We start from the raw sequence: 19,291 nt of genomic DNA, 5'->3' as shown, positions 1-19,291 counted from the left end.
TAAAAATTTGTAAACAGTTAATTAAAAATTAACTCTGCACTTGATAAGGTTCATTCTTAGTAAGGACAGCAAAAATAGTATGACAAAGCTTTCTAGCAACTGCATTGGTAGCAACTAAATGATGCTTGCCTTCACTGAGTTTTTTCTGATAATAATCAGAAAAAACTGGGTCACAAAATTCAGCTCTAAGAGCGGATTGAAAAAGAGCACGCCTTAAGTGAGGAGAACCTCTTTTACTCATATGATTGTAAGTAGATTCATATTCTCCAGACTGAGAAACGCTAGCATCCAAACCAGCATAAGCGACAAGTTTAGACGGATTAGAAAATCTTTTAATATCTCCAATCTCACCTAATATAGTAGCTGCATTAACAGAACCGATACCTGGAATAGTAGTAATTGGAGAATTAAGTTTTTCAAGTAAAACCTCAATTTCATTTTCAACATCAGATACCTGATTTTGAATAAAAGAAATTTGCTCAATAAGCATTTTGATTTGAAGACTAAACGAGTCCAAGCAGAAATTAATACCAAAAGAAGAAGCCTTTTTAGAAAGCTCATCAATCTTCTTAGAAGCATAGTTTTTCCTAGTAACAGACTCAAGAAAAGTATTCAAATCATCAGAACTAATATCCTCAAAATCAGAAGGAGTAGAGAAATGTGAAAGAATTTCCTTAGAAGTCTTCCCAAAAATATTACTAAAAGAAGAAGCATATTCAGGGAAAACTTGATCTAAAAGTGCAATAGTTTTTCTTTTAGAATCGCCAATTGAAGAAATGAGGAAGGACCTAAATCTGGAAAGATTTCTCAAAGACAAATAATCTTCATTAGAAAGTGAAGTCTCAACGAAATCTCCATATCTAAGAAGATCAGCTATTAAAAGAGAATCAATAATATCAGTTTTTCTCTTTCTGATTTCTATACCAGATTGCCAACCGTCAGTTTGGATTGGATTGATAACACGAACAGTGAAGTTCTTTTCAACAAGATATGAGTATAGAGATAACCAATAATGACCTGTAGCTTCCATACCAACTTCAAGTTCATTTTTGAAAGCTTGTAGTTTAAGGATTAAACTACAAGCACCCTCAATGGAATTTGAAAAAGAAAAAGCTTTAAAAATAACTTTTTTCTTGTCATCAACTAATGAAGCAACATGAGTATTTTTACCAATATCGATACCTAAATAAAACATTTGAAACCTCAAAAAAAAGTATTTTAGATAGACACCTCAAAATCTAATAACGTTACTGCCTTATGGTATATACGAAGTACCCTAAAAGGGTCAACATCTAACTTATTCGTAAACAGTTAAAAGATTAGAGGACTCACTCTTTCAAGTACGAGATTAAATCTCAAGGAGAAAACGAGTACACTCTACCTAATAACAATATTATACAGCAAACCTGAATAATATTTAGTCGAAAAAGGGTTATAGGTTACCTTTAACAGCCTAAATACATTATATAAGGGGAATAGCTAATTTGTTATCTAGTTTATCTTTTATGGATATATAAAATCCTAAACCTACAATTATAAAATCAATTAAAAATGCTGGAATTTTTACAGAGTAGGTAGAGATGAGATAGTAGAAACTATTCCAGAAAGGATCAATAAAATATAACCTGCAATAAAAATTCCCATAGAGTCTCCTAATAATAATGTTCAGGTCGATAGTTTTTAAGAAAATTTCTCTGACGAGTATTAACTTTAATTGTCTTATTAAAATTTCTCATTTTTCTAACTCAGAAATTTTTAGATTTAGTAAATTTATATCTACACCTAATTGTCCAGCAATTTCATTAACATAAACTTGATCATTAACATTATCGAGGACATCTTTATTACTAATTAATATAAGTGCTAGAAAACGTTAGCATAATCAATTTTGTATATTAAAATTATTATTAACATTATCATGTTAATTCAAAATAAAATAGGGAGAAGAAATGTTATCAATAAAATGAAAAGCCGCTAAATTATTATGTTTGGTGTTATTAATAAGTTTTATTTTTCTAAATATTCAAAGTGTATCTGAGGCAAGCAAGAATAATGAACTTATGTCTATCATCGTTTATCAAGATGAAGAAAGAATAATAACAACGGAAATACAAAAAAAATTATCTAATGATCAGAATTTTATAAATAAAACAAAAAGAGATTATCTTGAAAATTTAGGAGATACTTCACATTCATCTATGTTTTCATTGCATAGAAGATAGGTAACACAATTTTATGTAACAGCTGAACAGCCTCCAAGACCTACAAAAAAACTTATTTCAACAACACGATGGTATGCTTCTGATATTAAAAAAAGGTTAGCTGCAGAAAAACGTGGAGTAGAAATCCTTAAAAAGCTAGTACTTGGACTATAGTAAAGACTACGGCGACAATATTAGATATAATAGGAACAGGTGGATATGCTAGTCTAGGTAGAATAATTTTTAATGAATATACTAATTATATAACGCAAAAAAATCAAAATAAAAGTAGCTAACGGAATCATTAGTTATGATTACTAGGGGATAAATAAGATACATTGAGCAAGGATATATGAAATTCTATCTGAGGTCTGTAAATAATTTTGTGTATCAACCTAAATCCTGATATAAGGGTAAGGGTTGATACATTTTTTATGTATCAATTTTTGTCCATTCCTATAGGAATGGAGCTTTACTTAATTTTACACAATTTTAATAATCTGTCAAATTTTCATGAAAATTTGCAGGCGATTTTACTCATTTTTCTATTTGGATTTTTAAAACCTCCCCTCAAAAAATATTGATAATTGGGATAAGATTTGATCCCATCCACGAATTTTACTTGTCCATTTACTTGAAGCATCTACCATTGCCAGATACAAGCTTTTTTGTAGAGCATAGTCATTTGGAAATATGGTCTTGTTTTTTGTAACTTTTCTTAGTTGCCTATTGAAGTTTTCCATGGCATTTGTTGTATATATTAGTTTTCTTATTCCTTCTGGATATTTGAAATATGTTGATAATTCTGCCCAGTTGTTCTTCCAAGAGCTTACACACATTGGATATTTTTTACTCCATTTTTCTTCAAAGATTTCTAGATTTGTTAGGGCTAAGTCTTCGGTTGGTGCTTTGTATACTGCTTTCTTGACTACTATGTTGTTTTCTCTTACGTGATAGTGGATGGCGTCTAAAAAGACCATAGGATAGATTTTTCTAGTGGTCTATTTTGCCACGCTTCTATGGTTGGTAGTATTTTGTTGGTTATTTTACTTACCATTGTTTCTGATATTCCAAAACCATAGATATCTTTGATATGACTTGATATGTCTCTTGTTGTCATACCTTTCCCATACATTGATATTATCTGATTTTCTATGTTTGATATGTCTTTTTCGTATTTTCTTAATGCTTGTGGCTCAAATGAACCTTCTCTATCTCTTGGTATGTTTAAGTCTATATTTCCATAAGATGATCTAACTGTTTTTTTTCTTGTGCCGTTTCTAGTGTTTAAGGATAGTGGTTTTTCTCCATATTCATAGTTTAAATGCTCATCTAATTCTGTTTTTAAAAGTTTTTCCATTGTATCGCCTAGAAGGTCTTTTAAAGCTTCTTGAATATCTTGTGCGCTTTGAGGCTGATATTCTTCAATTAACATTTTTGCTATTTTGCTTCTTTTTGTTTCTGACCTTTTTTTTGCATAAAAATTCCTCCTAATTAGTTTTACTTACCCTAATCAGGAGGTTTCTATACGCAAAATTTTACACAGTCTCCTCTCGCTCAAAATATTTCTCCCGAATATTATATTATTTTCGAGAGAATTCTACTTACTTATTAATTTCTTTTTCTAGTTCTTGAAGAACTTTTATAATATCTTCAAAGCTTGGATATTCTCCATATATCATTTCTTCCATAGCATTATAATCTTTTCCTATTTCAGAAAATCGAAACTCTCTTGGGACTAACTTTAATCTACCATTTAATGCTTCTTCATACCTTGCCCACTTTCTAGGGTAGAATTTCATTTTGAATTCAGTCACTTTTTTTAATAAATCCTTGTCCTCCAAGGCTTTGTTTTTATAATCTGAATCTGCTATTTTATATAGGTCATAAAAGTGTCTTGCATACCTATGTGGCATAGGAGAAGATTCTGATCTATTCGCTTCGTGGTGAAGTATTGTTGCCTTTTCCCAAAAGGTTCTCTCTGCTGAGACTGTTCTTATATAAGTTTTTTCTTTAAATACATTTGGATATGTTTCACTAATTATTGGTGAAACTTCAACTCCAATTGCAGGTGTCCATGCTGCAAGACTTCCTATTTCAAGCCTTATATTTTGTGTTAAATAATTAGATTCAAAGATTTTAGGATATTTACATAGAATTGTTTGTGGGTATACTGTATCTATTGAAAATTCAAAACCAAAATCATTTAAATCTTCTTCTAAAACTTTTAAAAATTCATCTCTTAAAAATTCTTCTGTCTTTTCTTTAACTGCTTTGATGAATTTATCCTGTTTGGTATTTGACCTTTCAATCCATGGTTCTTTTTCTTCATAGCCTAATAATCGCCAATCTAAGATTAAATCTATATCTTCAGAAAATCTTTCAATGAGTCCAAAACATTTTGAAAGTGATGTGCCACCTTTAAAGGTAAAACATTCTTTCCATTTATTTTCATTAAATAGATAGTCTAAGATAAAAGTAACCCAATAGTCTTTTTCAATAACTGCTTCAGATATATTTGTCTTTCTTGCAGTATTGACTATTAAAACTCTCAAATCTTCTTTGTTTTCTATATAAAACTTATTCATCTTTAGCCTCGCAAATTTCCCTTATTACTTCATATATCCATGATGGAGCAGATTTTGACTCATTTATTAAATCTAATTTTTCTTTTTCACTTAAGTTTTCTCTTATTTTTTGTATAACTTGGTCATTGATATTTTCTTTGCCCAAAGACTTAATTGCTTGAATAATTGTTGCGGTCTTTAGGGACATATTGGCAATTTCTCCTGGATTTACTTTTTTAAATTCTAAAATGCTATCTCCAATTTTATATTCCTTATATCTTCCACTAGATATATATTTATAGTGAGTTGGTACTTGTGTTGAAAGTCCTAACAAGTTTAAGGCTGTGCTATTATATGGTGCAATATTCCAATTGTATTTTCTTGCTATGGCAAGTGCTAATTCGTGAATTGATACTGCTTCGTACTCTCCAATTAATTCACTGTATCTTGGATTGTAATAGAAACCATTAATCACTCTTTTTATTTTATTTTCACTAACTAATTGATTTAAAGTTCTACGGACAGTTTCATTTCCCGCTATATCTAAAAAATCATTGTTTATAAAAACTTTTCCACTATCAAAATTTTTAATTCTATTTTTTATTTGATTTAAATAGGAATTCATTCCGCACCACCTTCTCCCGAATATTGTATCATATTCGGGAGAATTTTTCAATTTGGTTTAAATTTTCATATCGAGAAATCAAATCTTCATTATCTTTCATCCACTTTTCTGGATTCTCAATAACACCGAGTTTAGCTTAATTTACATTCTTTAAGATTTTTATATCATAGGGTGAGCTAATCTTATCGATATATTTTTTATCTTCTTCAGTTAATTCAAACGAAGGAAGCCTATCAAGATAATCTATATATTTATAATAGGAATTCTTACCATCATTTTCTAATGGCTCATTCAAAAATGGTTAATAAGCAGCAAATATCATTTGTCCAAAATATCCTGGAAAAGAATTTTCTAGTTTTTCATAGATAGTTTCTTCCGCATCAAGTGATGAAGATTTCTCATTAATTAGTCCATTAATTTCGTCTTTAACAATCATTTTTAGTATTACTTTCCTTTTTTACCAAGATCTAGTTAATTATATCTATATCTGTCAAATTGATATAAATATAATGACAAAGTATGGAATACTAAAATAAAAATATTGAAACAAATGTTTAAAAAATATATTATAAGGGTAAAAATATTATCAAGAAGAAATCATATAAAAAAAGAAAGGAATATAAAATGAAAAAGCTACAAAAAAATATTAGCTATAGGACAATTATTACTTACAGTAGCTATACCAGCGACTCAATTAGTTAAAATTAAAAATTACATTGCAAGTCTAGGTGGAGTTTGGGCGACTACAAAATTATTAATAGGAGCAACAACTGTATCAGAAAAATTGCAAGGTGTATTTACAGGTTTATTGGGTGTAATATCAACATTATCGGGAATTGAAGACATTAAGGAGCATTGTTTTGAATAATATCTTTTATAATATATCAATTATATTGTCAATAATTATTATAATATTAATTTATAGAGATAAGAAAAAACTAGCTGATAAATTAACAAAAATAATAATCGAAAACAATTTAGAAAAAAAACATAACTTAGATACTGAATTTATAGAAATTAAAAATATAAATAAAAAATATAGAGTAGGATTAAGAAACTCTAAGAAAATATACGAGTCTATAAAATAAAAAATATATACAAATCGAAAAAATAAAGATACTATATAACAATTTGAACTGAACTCCTCCATCCGTGTCCGGATTTTGGGGTTCAATTCATAATTATTAATACGTTAAAATATAAAATATTTGTAGAGTACGAAATAGGGGATACATAGATTATAGATGAAATTCGTTAAATGTTATAATTCAGTATATATTTTAAAATACTTGATTTATTATACTAGATATGATATATTTTCTTGTATAATATACCGTATATATAAAAATAAATATTATATGTAAAACAATTATTGGAGGTCGAAATGAATGTTATAAAAAACATAAAAAAGTAGATCAAAGTGGTAGAAATTACATTGGATTTAGTTTATTATAAAGAAAATTGTTTAACTAAATATAAAGAATTAAAACAAGAAGAAAATATTCCGCGAGATTATCCTAAGACTTTTGTTGAACATGGAGAAAAAGTATAATTCAATTTTGATATTTGTTGGTTCGTTTATGTATTTTATTTATCAACAATATTTGTAGTAGAATATCTTAATATAGCTTTTATTATTCTATAACAACTTGTCCTTCCAAGTTTGGAATTTCTTCGACTTCTTTCCTTTCTTTTTTATTTATTTCTGTAACATATGCCTTATTATATTACACTTTTTACATTAGTATTTTCTTTTTCAATATTTTCTACTTGACCAGTTATATTACTGGCTATATTTATGAGGTTATATTTTTCTTCAATTTCACTGGTATTTTCAACAATTATATCTTTTTTTTCATATCATCAATCATATAGTCAAGGTCATCACTTAGTAGCCTGTTGTGTCATTGTTCATGTATAAAACATAGACTTCTTCAAGTGCATTTTTATTATTAATATCTTTTACTACTTCTAGGGATAGGTATTTTTATACCTAAAATAATTAGGCAAAGATGAAAAATACAATCTAAAAAGTAAAACATACTTGATTCAAAAAGAAAAGTATACTATACAAAAAATATAAATCAAACTTGCTAACAGGAGGGAGAAAATGAAAATAAAATAAAAAATGTATGGAAAAGAAACAGATGAAAGAGAGATCTTAATAAGTATGAAATCTGGTTCAAAAATAATACCCATATTTTCAATGATTATAGTAATTTCTTCAATGATAGTTGGCTTTATTAGCTATCCAGCTTTCTTGGCATTAAATATAGTAGCATTTGCACAAATCATACTTTCCAAAATATTAAAAATATACTTGTCAAAAAAGATTTAAAAAATTTATATTAAATGTGGACTTTTAAGGAGTGTATCTTTCAAGATACCTTGTAAGCCAGCTAAATCTAATTAAGGAAGATATAGATAATTATATGAAAAGTGGAAGTTATTTAAGGGATATAGCATTAGAGACTCGTAAGTTGAATTTCCACCAAGAGGAAGACTAGCAAATCCTTATAACATCACAATATTGGATAGAATCAAAGAAAATAATAAAAGTTTCTTTTTAAAATTAATTAGTATAAATAAATTGCAATTAATCAAATTATCATATAATATTATCAAGTATAATATAACAGACACGGATTTGGAGCATCAAAAAATTTTGGATTTGACGGGTGAGCTAAATTAAAGTCAAAACAAAATTAGGAGAAATACTTGAAGTTTAATCAATTAGAATTATCACAGGAAGTGATAAAAGCAATAGAAGAAATGGGATACAACAATCCAACACAAATTCAGGAACAAGCTATTCCTGCGTTATTAAATGGTGATGACGTCATCGCTCAAGCACAAACAGGGACTGGTAAGACGGCATCATTTGGGATACCATTGATTGATATGCTAGAAGAAGGAGCTGGATTACAAGCTTTGGTACTTGTGCCTACTAGAGAACTTGCGAGACAAGTAAGCGATGAGCTTGAAAAAATTTGCAAATATAAAAGAGGCATAAAAATCGTTTCAGTTTATGGTGGATCAGATATGAGAAGGCAGCTAAAAGCCTTGAAAAGTGGTGCAAATGTAGTTGTAGGGACTCCTGGTAGGATAATTGATCATCTAAGAAGAAAATCTATGAAATTAAAAGCTTTAGAATTGTTAGTTTTAGACGAAGCAGATGAAATGTTTGATATGGGATTTAGAGATGATATGAAAACAATTATTGATCAAGCCAATAATGATAGACAGACATGTTTCTTTTCAGCAACTATGGGAAACGATATTACTGAATTTTCAAAAATGTATCAAACAAGTCCTCAAAAAATTGTGATTGAAAAAAAAGAATTAACAGTTTCTAATATTAAGCAATACTATTTGGAATTAAATAGTGATATGAAGACAGAAATTCTTAATAGATTATTAAATATATATAATCCAAAACTTTCCATAGTTTTTTGTAATACAAAAAGAATGGTAGACACTTTAGTGGGAGATTTAACTAAAAAAGGCTATAATGTAGATTGTCTGCATGGTGATTTGAAACAATCTCAAAGAGATAATGTAATGAAGAGATTTAGAAACAGTACGATTGATGTGCTTATTGCTACTGATATTGCAGCGAGAGGGCTTGATATAGAAAATGTAGATGTTGTAGTAAATTATGACTTACCTCAACAAAATGATTATTATGTTCATAGAATTGGACGTACTGCAAGAGCTGGTAGAAAGGGAATCGCATTTACATTTATTTCAAGTAGAGATTATCAAAAATTACCAGAAATTGAAAAATATACTAATGCAAAGATGGAAAAAATGGAACTTCCAACTATTGTTGATGTTAAAGAATCAAGTAATGAAAAGTTAGCTAAAACAATTAAGAAAGAGTTGGATAGAGATTCTGATTTATCTATATACAATAATTTAGTAAATGAATTATTATCTGACGGGTTAGGATTATATGAATTAGCACTTGGACTTATTAAAATTATTGATGATAATCAAACAGGGTCTAATGTTGAAGAACTACAAAATGTTGATTTTGGAAAAAAATTTGAATTGACAAAAACACATTCTAGAGGCACTAAAAGAAGTAAAAGAAAAATTAAGGGGCCTAAGATATTTGTAAACAAAGGTGCTAGAGATGGTGTAAATACAGATATAATGGTACAGTTTTTAAGAAAGCATACAAAAGTACCTACATCAAAAATTGGAAATATTAATATAATGCCAAATTTCTCATTTGTTGAAGTTAATTTAGAATATTTGAGAGGTGCTATAAAAGATATCAATGGAAAGAAAATTAAAGGGAAAACGGTAAAAGCTGAATACTCAGATAGATAGGATTAGCCTAATCAAAATAAAATGAATATGGACAATTGATTATATAATCTTAACAAAATTTATTTTGATTGTTTATGAATAATAAAAAACCTGTTACATATGTAACAGGTTTTCTTGTTGGTATGACGGGCATGTCATCAATCTGTGGTGAAAGTCCACTAAGGGCGTAGTTGCCAACGAACCTCACAGTAATTCCCAAGGTTTGCACCGTGAGATGCAGGCGAGAAGAAGGGATAGCAAAATTGTAGCCTGACGAACAGAAACCTAATACTAAGGCTTGCACGGTGGACAAGCGGACCAAAAGTCGTGAAGTCCAAAAGGCAACCGTAAACCATGCAAGTAGATTAGGCAGGTAGACAAGGAAAGATTGATGGCTTATCCCGTGAGGTCTCACTAGCGAATAAGTAGTAACAACGAATAGTGAGAAGTCAGCAAAAGCCATAGTAGTATTGAAGCCTTTGTAATAGAGGTGGAGCGAAGGGCTGAATAATTCAAAGTCAAATGGACTTGCAAAAGTCTGTATCCATATCCGACGAGAAAATCGTACCAAAGACGTAACGGCGGAAAATTTTCACAGGAGTTAGGAGTAAGAGGATACAGAGCATAACAAAGAAAGGAGACAATCCAAATGTCAGAACTGCTAGAACAAATACTCAGTAGAGAAAACATGTTTGCAGCATTAAACAAAGTGAAAGCAAACAAAGGAGCAGGAGGAATAGATGGAATATCCACCGAAGAAATAGACCAACATCTCAAAAACAACTGGGTAGAAATTAGAGACAAAATTCGAAGAAGAAAGTATAAACCAAAACCGGTCAGAAGGGTAGAAATACCAAAACCAAATGGAGGTGTACGCAATCTAGGAATACCAACAGTAGTAGACAGAGTAATAGAACAAGCAATTGCACAAGTTCTAACACCAATAGCAGAACCACACTTTAGTGATAAAAGTTACGGTTTTAGACCAAATCGCAAAGCACAACAAGCGATAGTGAAACTTCTTGAATACTTTAACGACGGATACAGCTATATTGTAGACATAGACCTAGAGAAATTCTTTGATAACGTCCCACAAGACAAACTTATGACCTTGGTTCATAACCTCATAAATGACCCAAACACAGAATCCTTAATTAGGAAATATCTTAATGCGGGAGTAATGATAAAAGGAAATTATGAAGAAACACCCAAGGGAACACCACAAGGAGGAAATCTATCGCCCCTTCTAAGTAACATAATGCTAAACGAATTAGACAAAGAACTAGAAGCAAGAGGACTACACTTTGTAAGATATGCAGACGACTGCATAATAGCCGTAGGAAGTAGCGCAGCAGCTAACAGAGTAATGGCAACAGTAACAAAGTGGATAGAAAAGAAACTAGGACTAAAAGTAAATGCAACAAAATCCAAAGTTACAAAACCAATAAAACTAAAATATTTAGGATATGGTTTTTGGAAAGACAAAGCAGGATGGAAAGCAAGACCACACAAAGAATCAATCCGAAGGTTTCAAAGAAAGTTGAAACAGTTGACAAAGAGGAGTTGGTCAGTACCAATGACCTATAGAATCAACAGACTGAACCAAGTAATTAGAGGGTGGATAAACTATTTTAGACTAGGAGATATGAAGACGGTCCTTAGAAAGATAGATGAACGACTTAGAACAAGAATGAGAATAGTCATATGGAAGCAGTGGAAGACGAGTGGGAAACGCCTATGGGGACTTCGAAAGTTAGGAGTTCCGATGTGGATGGCAAAACAGTCAGTAGGATTTGGAGACCACTATCAAGCGGTTGCCAAAACCACAGGACTACATCACATAAACAAAGAAATCCTCGCAAAGCGAGGACTTCAAAGTTGTTTGGATTATTATTTGAATTAAACCGCTGTATGCCGAACGGCACGTACAGTGGTGTGAGAGGGGCTACATGTTAGCTCCTACTCGATTAATTGGATTTTAATCTTTAATTACTTATTCTTAAAGAGACTGTGTAAAATTTTGTGTATAGAAACCTCCTGATTAGGGTAAAGAAAAACTAATTAGGAGGAATTTTTATGCCAAGAAAAAGACCAGAAACAAGACTAAATAAAATAACTAAAATGTTACTAGAAGAATATCAACCAGAAACTGCTCAGGATTTACAAAATGCACTTAAAGACCTTTTAGGTGATGCAATAGAACAAATGCTTAAATCTGAACTTGATGAGCATCTAGACTATGAATATGGACAAGTTCCACTATCACTAAACACTAGAAATGGATCAAGTAAAAAGACTGTTAAATCTTCATATGGAAATATAGATCTTAATATCCCAAGAGATAGAGATGCTTCATTTGAACCACAAGTACTTAAAAAATATGAAAAAGACATATCAAATATAGAGAATCAAATAATATCAATGTATGCAAAAGGTATGACTACTAGAGACATATCAGCTCATATTAAAGAAATTTATGGTTTTGGATTATCAGAAACTATGGTAAGTAAAATAACTAACAAGATACTTCCAACAATAGAAGAGTGGCAAAACAGACCACTAGATAAGGTCTATCCAATGGTGTTTTTAGATGCAATCCACTATCATGTTAGAGAAAATAATATTGTAGTTAAAAAAGCTGTTTACATAGCTTTAGGATACAATTTAGAAGGCTTTAAGGAAATACTTGGTATGTGGGTTGGAGAAAATGAATCAAGTAAATATTGGCTTTTAGTATTAAATCAATTAAAAGAACGTGGGCTAGAAGATGTATTAATCTTCTCAACAGACAATCTACCAGGATTTACTCAAGCAATAGAAGCAGTCTATCCAAAAGCAGAAATACAAAAATGTATAATACATCAAATAAGAAACTCTACTAAATATGTATCATACAAAGATATTAGAGAGTTGATGAAGGACTTAAAGTCAATATACAAAGCATCTACAGAAGATTTAGCACTAACCAATTTAGATGTATTTGAAGATAAGTGGGGTAAGAAATATCCTACATGTGTATCTTCATGGAGAAATAATTGGGCTGAATTATCAACATATTTTAAGTATCCTGAAGGTATTAGAAAGATGATATACACAACAAATGCTATGGAAAACTTTAATAGACAGTTAAGAAAAGTAACTAAAAATAAAGCAATATTTCCAAATGATTATGCATTACAAAAAAGTCTTTATCTAGCTATGGCAGATGCTTCAGCTAAGTGGACTAGTAGAATAAGAGGTTGGGATAAGGTGTTATCACAATTATCAATATATTTTGAAGGGAGGATATAATAAAAAAAATAGAAAGCAATAGTAAAAAATATCTGCAAATTTTTAACAAAATTTGACAGTGTATTAATAATGTGTAAAATTAAGTTAAGCTTCATTTCTTAAGAAATGAATGTCTATTGATACAAAAAATGTATCAACCCATACCCTTTAATATCAGGAAATAGGTTGATACACAAAATTATTTACAGACCCTTCTTAAACACCTTCGTATGCTGAAATTAAAATTTCTTTTAATTCTGATATCATAGGTTCTTTTGGATTTGCTGTTGTACATTGATCTTCGTACGCTAATTCAGCTAATCTATCTACTTTTTTATCAAATTCTTCTCTTGAAACACCTTGATCTTTAATGCTTAATTTTAAGCCTAGATTGTTTGATAATTTAATTATTTCTTGCACTAATGCTTCTACTAATTCTTCAGTAGTTTCACCTTTACATCCAATTAATTTTGCAATTCTTGCATAGTCTTCATCTGCTCTAAAGTATTCATATTTTGCCCAAGCTTGAGTTTTACCATTGTTAATTGCGTTGTATCTAATTACATGTGGCATCAAGATTGCATTTGCATATCCGTGAGGAATGTTAAATTCTGCACCGATTTTGTGTGCTAATGAGTGGTTGATACCTAAGAATGCATTAGCGAATGCCATACCTGCTATTGTTGAAGCGTTGTGCATTGTTTCTTTTGGTGCGTGTGCATTAGTGTTATATGAGTCTCTTAGTGACTCGAATACTAGTTCTACAGCTTGTAAACTTAAACCTCTTGTGTAGTCTGAAGCAAGTGCAGATACATATGATTCAAATGCGTGTGTTAATACGTCCATACCTGTGTAAGCAATCATTGATTTTGGTAATGTATAAGTGAATTGTGGATTTACAATTGCTACAGTTGGTGTTAGCGAATAGTCAGCGATAGCATATTTAATGTGTGTTTCAGAGTCGGTAATTATAGCGAATGGAGTAACTTCTGATCCAGTACCTGATGTAGTAGGGATACATACCATTTGACATTTTTGTCCTAATTCAGGTATTTTGTATGCTCTTTTTCTAATATCTAAGAATTTTTGTTTTGCACCAAAGAAGTCAACATCTGGTTGTTCATACATTAGCCACATCATTTTTGCAGCATCCATTGGTGAACCACCACCTAAAGCGATAATAGTGTCAGGTTCAAATGCTTTAATTTTTGCTAAACCTTTTTCTATAGTATGTGTTGTTGGATTTGGTTCAACATCTGAGAATATTTCGTATTTAACTTCATTGGATCTCTTCTTAAAATATCAACAGCCTTAGCTACTAGACCAAATTTAACCATTCCAGGGTCTGTAACAATAACTACTCTCTCTATATTTGGCATTTTTTCAAGATATCTTATAGAATTCTTTTCAAAGTATAGTTTTGATGGTAGTTTTTGCCATTGCATGTTATTTCTCCTTTTAGCGATAGTCTTAACATTGATTAAGTGTTTTACTGAAACATTTTCTGAAACAGAGTTTTTACCATATGAACCACAACCTAATGTAAGAGATGGTGTCATTTCATTGTATAAGTCACCGATACCACCAATTGATGATGGGGAGTTTACAAGAATTCTACATGCTTCCATTTCTTCAGCAAATTTTTCAATCAATTCTTCATTTCCAGCAAATGTGTGGATAGCTGCTGAATGACCTAAACCATTAAACTCTAACATTTGTCTTGATTTTGAGAATCCATCTTCTGTGCTTTCTGCTTTTAAGAATGCTAATACTGGAGATAATTTTTCTCTTGTTAGAGGATAATCAGGACCTATTCCTTCAACTTCTGCAATTAATACTTTTGTATCAGAAGGAACTTTTATTCCTGCTAACTCAGCAATTTCTAAAGCTGATTTACCAACTATATCTGGATTTGCACAGTGTTTTTCGTCATTGATAACATATTTTTCTAATTTTTTAATATCTTTTTTTGGAACAAAATATCCCTTACTTCTCTTAAATTCTTCCTTTACTTCTTCATAAATCTCTTTATCACAAATTACAGCCTGTTCAGAAGCACAAATCATACCGTTATCGAATGACTTAGAAACGATAATGTCATTTACTGATCTTCTAATATTTGTTGATTTTTCAAAGTATGCAGGTACATTACCAGCACCTACACCTAAAGCTGGTTTACCAGTTGAATAAGCTGCTTTAACCATTGCATTACCACCGGTTGCTAGAGTAATTGCAACTTCTGTATGATTCATTAAGTATCCAGTTGCTTCAATTGAAGGTTTTGTAATCCATTGGATACAGTTTTTAGGAGCACCAGCTTTTACTGCTGCGTCATATAATGTCTTTGCAGCTTGTGCTGAACATTGTTGTGCATTGGGGTGAAACGCAAATATTATTGGATTTCTTCCCATTATAGAAATTATTATCTTAAACATTACTGTTGATGTAGGGTTAGTAACAGGTGTTATACCAGCAACTACACCAAGTGGAGAAGCAACTTTAGTTACGCCAGTTTGAGGATCTCTATCGATTACGCCACAAGTTTTTGCGTACTTAATTGAGTGCCAAATTGTTTCTGTTGAGTATAGATTTTTTATACATTTATCTTCCCAAATACCACGTTTAGTTTCATCTACTGCCGCTTTTGCCAACACCATATGTTGATCTACACCAGCAATAACCATTGCGTGTACTATTTCATTAATCTTGTCTTGATCGAATTTCATTAATTCGTTAAGAGCTTCTTTACCTTTTTTTACTAAATCATCTACTTCCTGATTTACATTAGTTATTTTATTTTTATCCATGATAGCCTCCGTTTTTACTTGTTATTCATTTAACAATTATATAATAAATCATTTTTATGATTTTGTAAAAGAAAAAATAAAAGAATACGATTGCATAAAGATAAAATATTAACAAATATTAACAATTTTTTAACAACACGATACAAATGTTAAAATTTCAATACTTATATAATGGGACAAGTATATAAGTTTTATTGATAAGATTATTAAATATGTTATAATGAAAAAATAGAAGGGAGATATGTATGTTAAAAAAATATAAATTAATAAATAATTTACTATTCATAATTGGTTTTATAAGTATATTATTATTTATGTTATCTCACTACATGTTTATAAACTTAACACCATTTCATGCTCGTGGATATTACCTATTTATGTTTGTTTTTGTTATTTCTATAGGGATAGCAACCTATTACGATATAAAGATTAGAAAATTAGAAGGACATAACATAAAGTGGTATTCTTTTATTTTTGAAATACTTATATATGGATTTATTTTAGCGTATTCGATCTATTTATATACAATACCAGTGGGAACATGTCCGATAAAACAGTTATTTTCAGACCATAATTATACACATCAAGAAAGGTTGAGATAGTAATATGCAAAATTTTTTATTAATTAAATTCTCATTAGATAGAAAATTTGATGACTTCATACAAAGTAATGTATCGGATTTCAATAATATAGGACTAGAGATTGATGACCCGGTTGAAAAAAAAGAGCTGTTAAGTGAGTTACCTGAATGGGAGATCACTGATATCGAGATTAAAGATGATGGAGTTATTAATTACGGTTTATACTTTGAAGACAACGAAGATGGTAAAAGTGAACTTCAAAGATTTAAAAAATTTCTCGAGGATAATTTGAAAGATTTAAGCTTTGAAATACTAAATATAGATAATTCTAATTGGGAAGATGAATGGAAAAAGTCTTATACGAGTTTTGAAATTGGAAATAAAATACTAATAAAACCTTCCTGGGAAGAAAAACCGAAAACGGATAAAATTGTAATAGAAATAGATCCTAAGATGGCTTTTGGAACGGGTACACATGAAACGACTTCAATGTGCATGGAATATGTAGAAAATTACGATTTTACAGATAAAAATATACTGGATATTGGTTGTGGTTCTGGAATACTTTCTATACTTTCAAAAAAATTAGGTGCAAATAATGTTGATGCATGTGATATAGATAAAATAGCGGTGGATTCAACACTTGATAATGCTAGGATCAATAATGTAGAAATAAATGCTTTTGAATCAGATTTATTTTCTAATGTCAAAGTAAAATATGACATAATATTTGCGAATATCTTAGCAGAAATAATCGCAAGAATGTTACCTGATGCTGATAATTATTTGAATGAAGATGGAATATTGATACTCTCAGGCATTATAAATGAGAGGGAAAATTATGTTTTAAATCATTTAAGAATAAATAACTTTGAAATAATTGAAATAAAAAGAAAAAATGAATGGTCACTTATTTCTGCAAGGAGAAGAGATGCATAGATTTTTTGAAGATAGCTCTAGTATTATAGAATGTAAAATTTATTTAAATAAGAGTAATTCACATCATTTAAGTGTTTTACGCATTACTGAGGATGAAGAATTTGAAGTAGTTATTGATGGGTTTATATACACTGCAAAAATTAGTGAACGTAATAATAATTTGATTATTTGTACCGTTCTTTCAAAGAGAATTGGAGATAATGAATCTAAAATAAAAATTAATCTTTACCAAGGATTGCCTAAATCTGATAAATTAGAACTTATTGTACAAAAATGTACTGAGCTGGGAGTTAACTCAATAACACCGTTTGTCTCATCTAGAACTATAGTGAAGTGGGATTCAAAAAAAGAAATAAAAAAAATAAGTAGATATAATGATATATCAGAATCTGCAGCTAAACAATCAAAAAGAACCTTGATACCCAGGGTAAATGAATCTTTAAGTTTCAACAAAATGTTGTCTATATTAAAAGGTAAATTTGTTATTCTAGCATATGAAAATAGAGGTGAAAGCCTTAAAGATGTTCTTTTGAATGTGAAAAATGATGAGATAAATATTATTGTAGGACCTGAAGGTGGATTTTCTGAAGATGAAATAAAGTTATTTGAGGGAATAGAAGCTAAGATTATAAACTTAGGTAGTAGAATTTTAAGAACGGAAACAGCGGCTATTTCACTAACAGCAATGGTTCAATATGAATTAGGAGATATAAATCATAAATAAGTTGAAAAAGTTAATTAATTAATATATAATACTTTAGTAGGCCTCAAAGGCTATTACGCATGTAGGGAGGTGAAATGAATGACAGAAATTAAAGTTGGAGATAATGAATCAATCGACAGTGCTTTAAAGAGATTTAAGAGACAATGTGCTCGTACAGGAGTTCTTTCTGAATATAAAAGAAAAGAGTTCTACGAAAAACCATCAGTTGTAAAAAAGAGAAAAATTGATGCAGCTAAAAGAAAAAAAAGAAGAGGATAGGTCTAATTGCAGTAGAAATTATTAGATTTATAATCGACAAATTAAAAACGACCATATAAGGATTTCTTATATGGTCGTTTTAGAATTTTAATTAAGAGACTGTGTAAAATTTGACAGTGTATTAATAATGTGTAAAATTAAGTTAAGCTTCATTTCTTAAGAAATGAATATCTATTGATACATAAAAAATGTATCAACCCATACCCTTTAATATCAGGAAATAGGTTGATACACAAAATTATTTACAGACCCTTAATTAATTTTTATATTAGTATGCATATTCAATTTTTGCGTCTTTTTTCATCTCTTTTTTCAAGATTTTTTCAGCGACTTTTTTGTATTCTTCTGCACTATCATTTTTTATAACATTTTCGTTACTTTCCAAAATTCCTCTACCGTCAAATAAAACTAAAACCATCGTCTTAGATATTTTGTAGTATTTACCTAAACCGATTTTATTTACTCCGTATCTCATTACCCAACCAAAAGATTCACTATCTTCATATTTAGCGATAGCTTGTAGGTTTTCCTTAGGAAATTTATTGACGGTATTTCCACCCAATGTTACTAAACTTACTGCATAATCATTAAGCTTTTCTAACATTTCTTTAGTCATTTGATTTTGTAATTTATCAGATTTATTTTTTGTGGTATCTACACTTTCGATAACTTTAGAGTCTTTTCCTTGTTCTTTTTCTTCCACTTTAACTTCAACAGTATTTGAAGTTTTTTTAGTTTCTTTTTTAGTCTCTTCTTTAGTCTCTTCTTTAGTTTCCTCTTTAGTTTCCATTACAGTTTGTTTTTCTTTTTTAGTTTCTTCTTTTTTAGTTTCTTCTTTTGTTAAATCATTACCTTTATTATTTCCACAAGCAGCTAATAAGCCCATTAACAATACTGAATAATAAGATTTTTGTCTTTTTCATATCGTCCTCCTATATTTTGTAATATTTTATCACATATATATGATAAAATAAAGATAGAAACTATATATTTACAATAAT

Annotated in this window: 18 protein-coding genes and 3 pseudogenes; 11 read left to right on the top strand and 10 right to left on the bottom strand. The window is 29.9% G+C overall.

From position 1 onward, the window contains the following. Window positions 1-28 precede the first annotated feature (28 nt). Complete coding sequence (locus AC4KN9_RS06105; protein WP_491017705.1) at window positions 29-1,195, bottom strand: IS110 family RNA-guided transposase; 1,167 nt, start codon at window positions 1,193-1,195, stop codon at window positions 29-31. A 457-nt stretch (window positions 1,196-1,652) separates the two neighbouring features. Then, window positions 1,653-1,870: pseudogene (locus tag AC4KN9_RS06100) on the bottom strand (ImmA/IrrE family metallo-endopeptidase); the annotation flags it as partial. Window positions 1,871-1,988: 118 nt separating this feature from the next. Here AC4KN9_RS06100 and AC4KN9_RS06095 point away from each other — a divergent pair. Further along, complete coding sequence (locus AC4KN9_RS06095) at window positions 1,989-2,222, top strand: hypothetical protein (protein ID WP_491017704.1); 234 nt, start codon at window positions 1,989-1,991, stop codon at window positions 2,220-2,222. Window positions 2,223-2,758: 536 nt separating this feature from the next. On the opposite strand, the pseudogene AC4KN9_RS06090 reads toward AC4KN9_RS06095, so the two are convergent. From AC4KN9_RS06090 to AC4KN9_RS06075, 4 genes and pseudogenes are all read right to left on the bottom strand, one after another. After that, a pseudogene (locus AC4KN9_RS06090) lies at window positions 2,759-3,636 on the bottom strand (IS256 family transposase). A gap of 169 nt (window positions 3,637-3,805) precedes the next feature. Then, complete coding sequence (locus AC4KN9_RS06085; RefSeq protein ID WP_491017703.1) at window positions 3,806-4,789, bottom strand: nucleotidyl transferase AbiEii/AbiGii toxin family protein; 984 nt, start codon at window positions 4,787-4,789, stop codon at window positions 3,806-3,808. Then, window positions 4,782-5,393: a DUF6088 family protein gene (locus tag AC4KN9_RS06080; protein ID WP_491017702.1), complete on the bottom strand. Its 612-nt coding sequence runs from the start codon at window positions 5,391-5,393 to the stop codon at window positions 4,782-4,784. The genes AC4KN9_RS06085 and AC4KN9_RS06080 overlap by 8 nt, the downstream gene beginning before the upstream one ends. Before the next feature lie 301 nt (window positions 5,394-5,694). Continuing rightward, the gene (locus tag AC4KN9_RS06075; RefSeq protein WP_491017701.1) at window positions 5,695-5,829 is read right to left on the bottom strand and encodes a hypothetical protein; all 135 of its coding nucleotides are present in this window, start codon (window positions 5,827-5,829) and stop codon (window positions 5,695-5,697) included. 424 nt (window positions 5,830-6,253) lie between these two features. Here AC4KN9_RS06075 and AC4KN9_RS06070 point away from each other — a divergent pair, with 424 nt between their 5' ends. Continuing rightward, window positions 6,254-6,481, top strand: coding sequence for a hypothetical protein (locus AC4KN9_RS06070; RefSeq protein WP_491017700.1), 228 nt, complete (start codon window positions 6,254-6,256; stop codon window positions 6,479-6,481). 332 nt (window positions 6,482-6,813) lie between these two features. Next, entirely contained in the window at window positions 6,814-6,945 is a 132-nt protein-coding gene (locus AC4KN9_RS06065) for a hypothetical protein (RefSeq protein ID WP_491017699.1), read from the top strand. A gap of 188 nt (window positions 6,946-7,133) precedes the next feature. On the opposite strand, the pseudogene AC4KN9_RS06060 reads toward AC4KN9_RS06065, so the two are convergent. Then, window positions 7,134-7,341: pseudogene (locus AC4KN9_RS06060) on the bottom strand (DNA-binding protein); the annotation flags it as partial. A gap of 222 nt (window positions 7,342-7,563) precedes the next feature. Between AC4KN9_RS06060 and AC4KN9_RS06055 the strand changes: the two are divergent. The 4 genes from AC4KN9_RS06055 (at window position 7,564) to AC4KN9_RS06040 (ending at window position 13,001) form a co-directional block, all read left to right on the top strand. Next, complete coding sequence (locus AC4KN9_RS06055) at window positions 7,564-7,731, top strand: hypothetical protein (protein WP_491017698.1); 168 nt, start codon at window positions 7,564-7,566, stop codon at window positions 7,729-7,731. Window positions 7,732-8,111: 380 nt separating this feature from the next. After that, entirely contained in the window at window positions 8,112-9,731 is a 1,620-nt protein-coding gene (locus AC4KN9_RS06050; protein ID WP_491017697.1) for a DEAD/DEAH box helicase, read from the top strand. A gap of 628 nt (window positions 9,732-10,359) precedes the next feature. Further along, on the top strand, window positions 10,360-11,613 hold the full coding sequence (gene ltrA / locus AC4KN9_RS06045; protein ID WP_491017113.1) for a group II intron reverse transcriptase/maturase: 1,254 nt from the start codon (window positions 10,360-10,362) through the stop codon (window positions 11,611-11,613). Window positions 11,614-11,831: 218 nt separating this feature from the next. Further along, complete coding sequence (locus tag AC4KN9_RS06040; RefSeq protein WP_491017909.1) at window positions 11,832-13,001, top strand: IS256 family transposase; 1,170 nt, start codon at window positions 11,832-11,834, stop codon at window positions 12,999-13,001. Between the two features lie 195 nt (window positions 13,002-13,196). Here AC4KN9_RS06040 and AC4KN9_RS06035 read toward each other — a convergent pair whose 3' ends face one another. Both AC4KN9_RS06035 and AC4KN9_RS06030 read right to left on the bottom strand, forming a co-directional pair. Then, a complete protein-coding gene (locus tag AC4KN9_RS06035; RefSeq protein ID WP_491017955.1) occupies window positions 13,197-14,207 on the bottom strand; it encodes an iron-containing alcohol dehydrogenase in 1,011 nt (336 codons plus the stop codon). After that, window positions 14,204-15,787, bottom strand: a complete 1,584-nt coding sequence (locus AC4KN9_RS06030; protein ID WP_491017696.1) for an aldehyde dehydrogenase family protein — start codon at window positions 15,785-15,787, stop codon at window positions 14,204-14,206. Before AC4KN9_RS06030 ends, AC4KN9_RS06035 begins: the two co-directional genes overlap by 4 nt. Window positions 15,788-16,032: 245 nt before the next feature. On the opposite strand from AC4KN9_RS06030, the gene AC4KN9_RS06025 reads away from it, so the two are divergent. The 4 genes from AC4KN9_RS06025 to rpsU all read left to right on the top strand — a co-directional run bounded on the left by AC4KN9_RS06025 (window position 16,033) and on the right by rpsU (window position 18,290). Further along, window positions 16,033-16,389 (top strand): hypothetical protein, encoded by a 357-nt coding sequence (locus AC4KN9_RS06025; protein ID WP_491017695.1) that lies wholly within the window; start codon window positions 16,033-16,035, stop codon window positions 16,387-16,389. A 4-nt stretch (window positions 16,390-16,393) separates the two neighbouring features. Next, the gene (prmA, locus tag AC4KN9_RS06020; RefSeq protein ID WP_491017694.1) at window positions 16,394-17,308 is read left to right on the top strand and encodes a 50S ribosomal protein L11 methyltransferase; all 915 of its coding nucleotides are present in this window, start codon (window positions 16,394-16,396) and stop codon (window positions 17,306-17,308) included. Continuing rightward, window positions 17,301-18,032, top strand: coding sequence for an RsmE family RNA methyltransferase (locus AC4KN9_RS06015; RefSeq protein WP_491017693.1), 732 nt, complete (start codon window positions 17,301-17,303; stop codon window positions 18,030-18,032). The genes prmA and AC4KN9_RS06015 overlap by 8 nt, the downstream gene beginning before the upstream one ends. 78 nt (window positions 18,033-18,110) lie before the next feature. Next, complete coding sequence (gene rpsU, locus AC4KN9_RS06010; RefSeq protein ID WP_491017692.1) at window positions 18,111-18,290, top strand: 30S ribosomal protein S21; 180 nt, start codon at window positions 18,111-18,113, stop codon at window positions 18,288-18,290. Window positions 18,291-18,558: 268 nt separating this feature from the next. Here the strand turns inward: rpsU and AC4KN9_RS06005 are convergent, their stop codons facing one another. Continuing rightward, window positions 18,559-19,176: a hypothetical protein gene (locus AC4KN9_RS06005; protein ID WP_491017691.1), complete on the bottom strand. Its 618-nt coding sequence runs from the start codon at window positions 19,174-19,176 to the stop codon at window positions 18,559-18,561. Window positions 19,177-19,291 lie beyond the last annotated feature (115 nt).

This window comes from Helcococcus sp. SA-HE-C1, from assembly GCF_985670335.1.
The sequence above is the reverse complement of the archived record's forward strand: the minus strand, read 5'-3'. Positions and strand labels throughout refer to the sequence as shown.

Excerpts from the sequence above, each read along its gene's own strand:
- AC4KN9_RS06105 (WP_491017705.1), bottom strand. The coding sequence starts at position 1,195 with ATGTTTTATTTAGGTATCGATATTGGTAAAAATACTCATGTTGCTTCA.
- AC4KN9_RS06085 (WP_491017703.1), bottom strand. The coding sequence starts at position 4,789 with ATGAATAAGTTTTATATAGAAAACAAAGAAGATTTGAGAGTTTTAATA.
- AC4KN9_RS06080 (WP_491017702.1), bottom strand. The coding sequence starts at position 5,393 with ATGAATTCCTATTTAAATCAAATAAAAAATAGAATTAAAAATTTTGAT.
- AC4KN9_RS06075 (WP_491017701.1), bottom strand. The coding sequence starts at position 5,829 with ATGATTGTTAAAGACGAAATTAATGGACTAATTAATGAGAAATCTTCA.
- AC4KN9_RS06055 (WP_491017698.1), top strand. The coding sequence starts at position 7,564 with ATGAAATCTGGTTCAAAAATAATACCCATATTTTCAATGATTATAGTA.
- ltrA (WP_491017113.1), top strand. The coding sequence starts at position 10,360 with ATGTCAGAACTGCTAGAACAAATACTCAGTAGAGAAAACATGTTTGCA.
- AC4KN9_RS06040 (WP_491017909.1), top strand. The coding sequence starts at position 11,832 with ATGTTACTAGAAGAATATCAACCAGAAACTGCTCAGGATTTACAAAAT.
- AC4KN9_RS06030 (WP_491017696.1), bottom strand. The coding sequence starts at position 15,787 with ATGGATAAAAATAAAATAACTAATGTAAATCAGGAAGTAGATGATTTA.
- AC4KN9_RS06025 (WP_491017695.1), top strand. The coding sequence starts at position 16,033 with ATGTTAAAAAAATATAAATTAATAAATAATTTACTATTCATAATTGGT.
- prmA (WP_491017694.1), top strand. The coding sequence starts at position 16,394 with ATGCAAAATTTTTTATTAATTAAATTCTCATTAGATAGAAAATTTGAT.
- AC4KN9_RS06015 (WP_491017693.1), top strand. The coding sequence starts at position 17,301 with ATGCATAGATTTTTTGAAGATAGCTCTAGTATTATAGAATGTAAAATT.
- rpsU (WP_491017692.1), top strand. The coding sequence starts at position 18,111 with ATGACAGAAATTAAAGTTGGAGATAATGAATCAATCGACAGTGCTTTA.
- AC4KN9_RS06005 (WP_491017691.1), bottom strand. The coding sequence starts at position 19,176 with ATGGGCTTATTAGCTGCTTGTGGAAATAATAAAGGTAATGATTTAACA.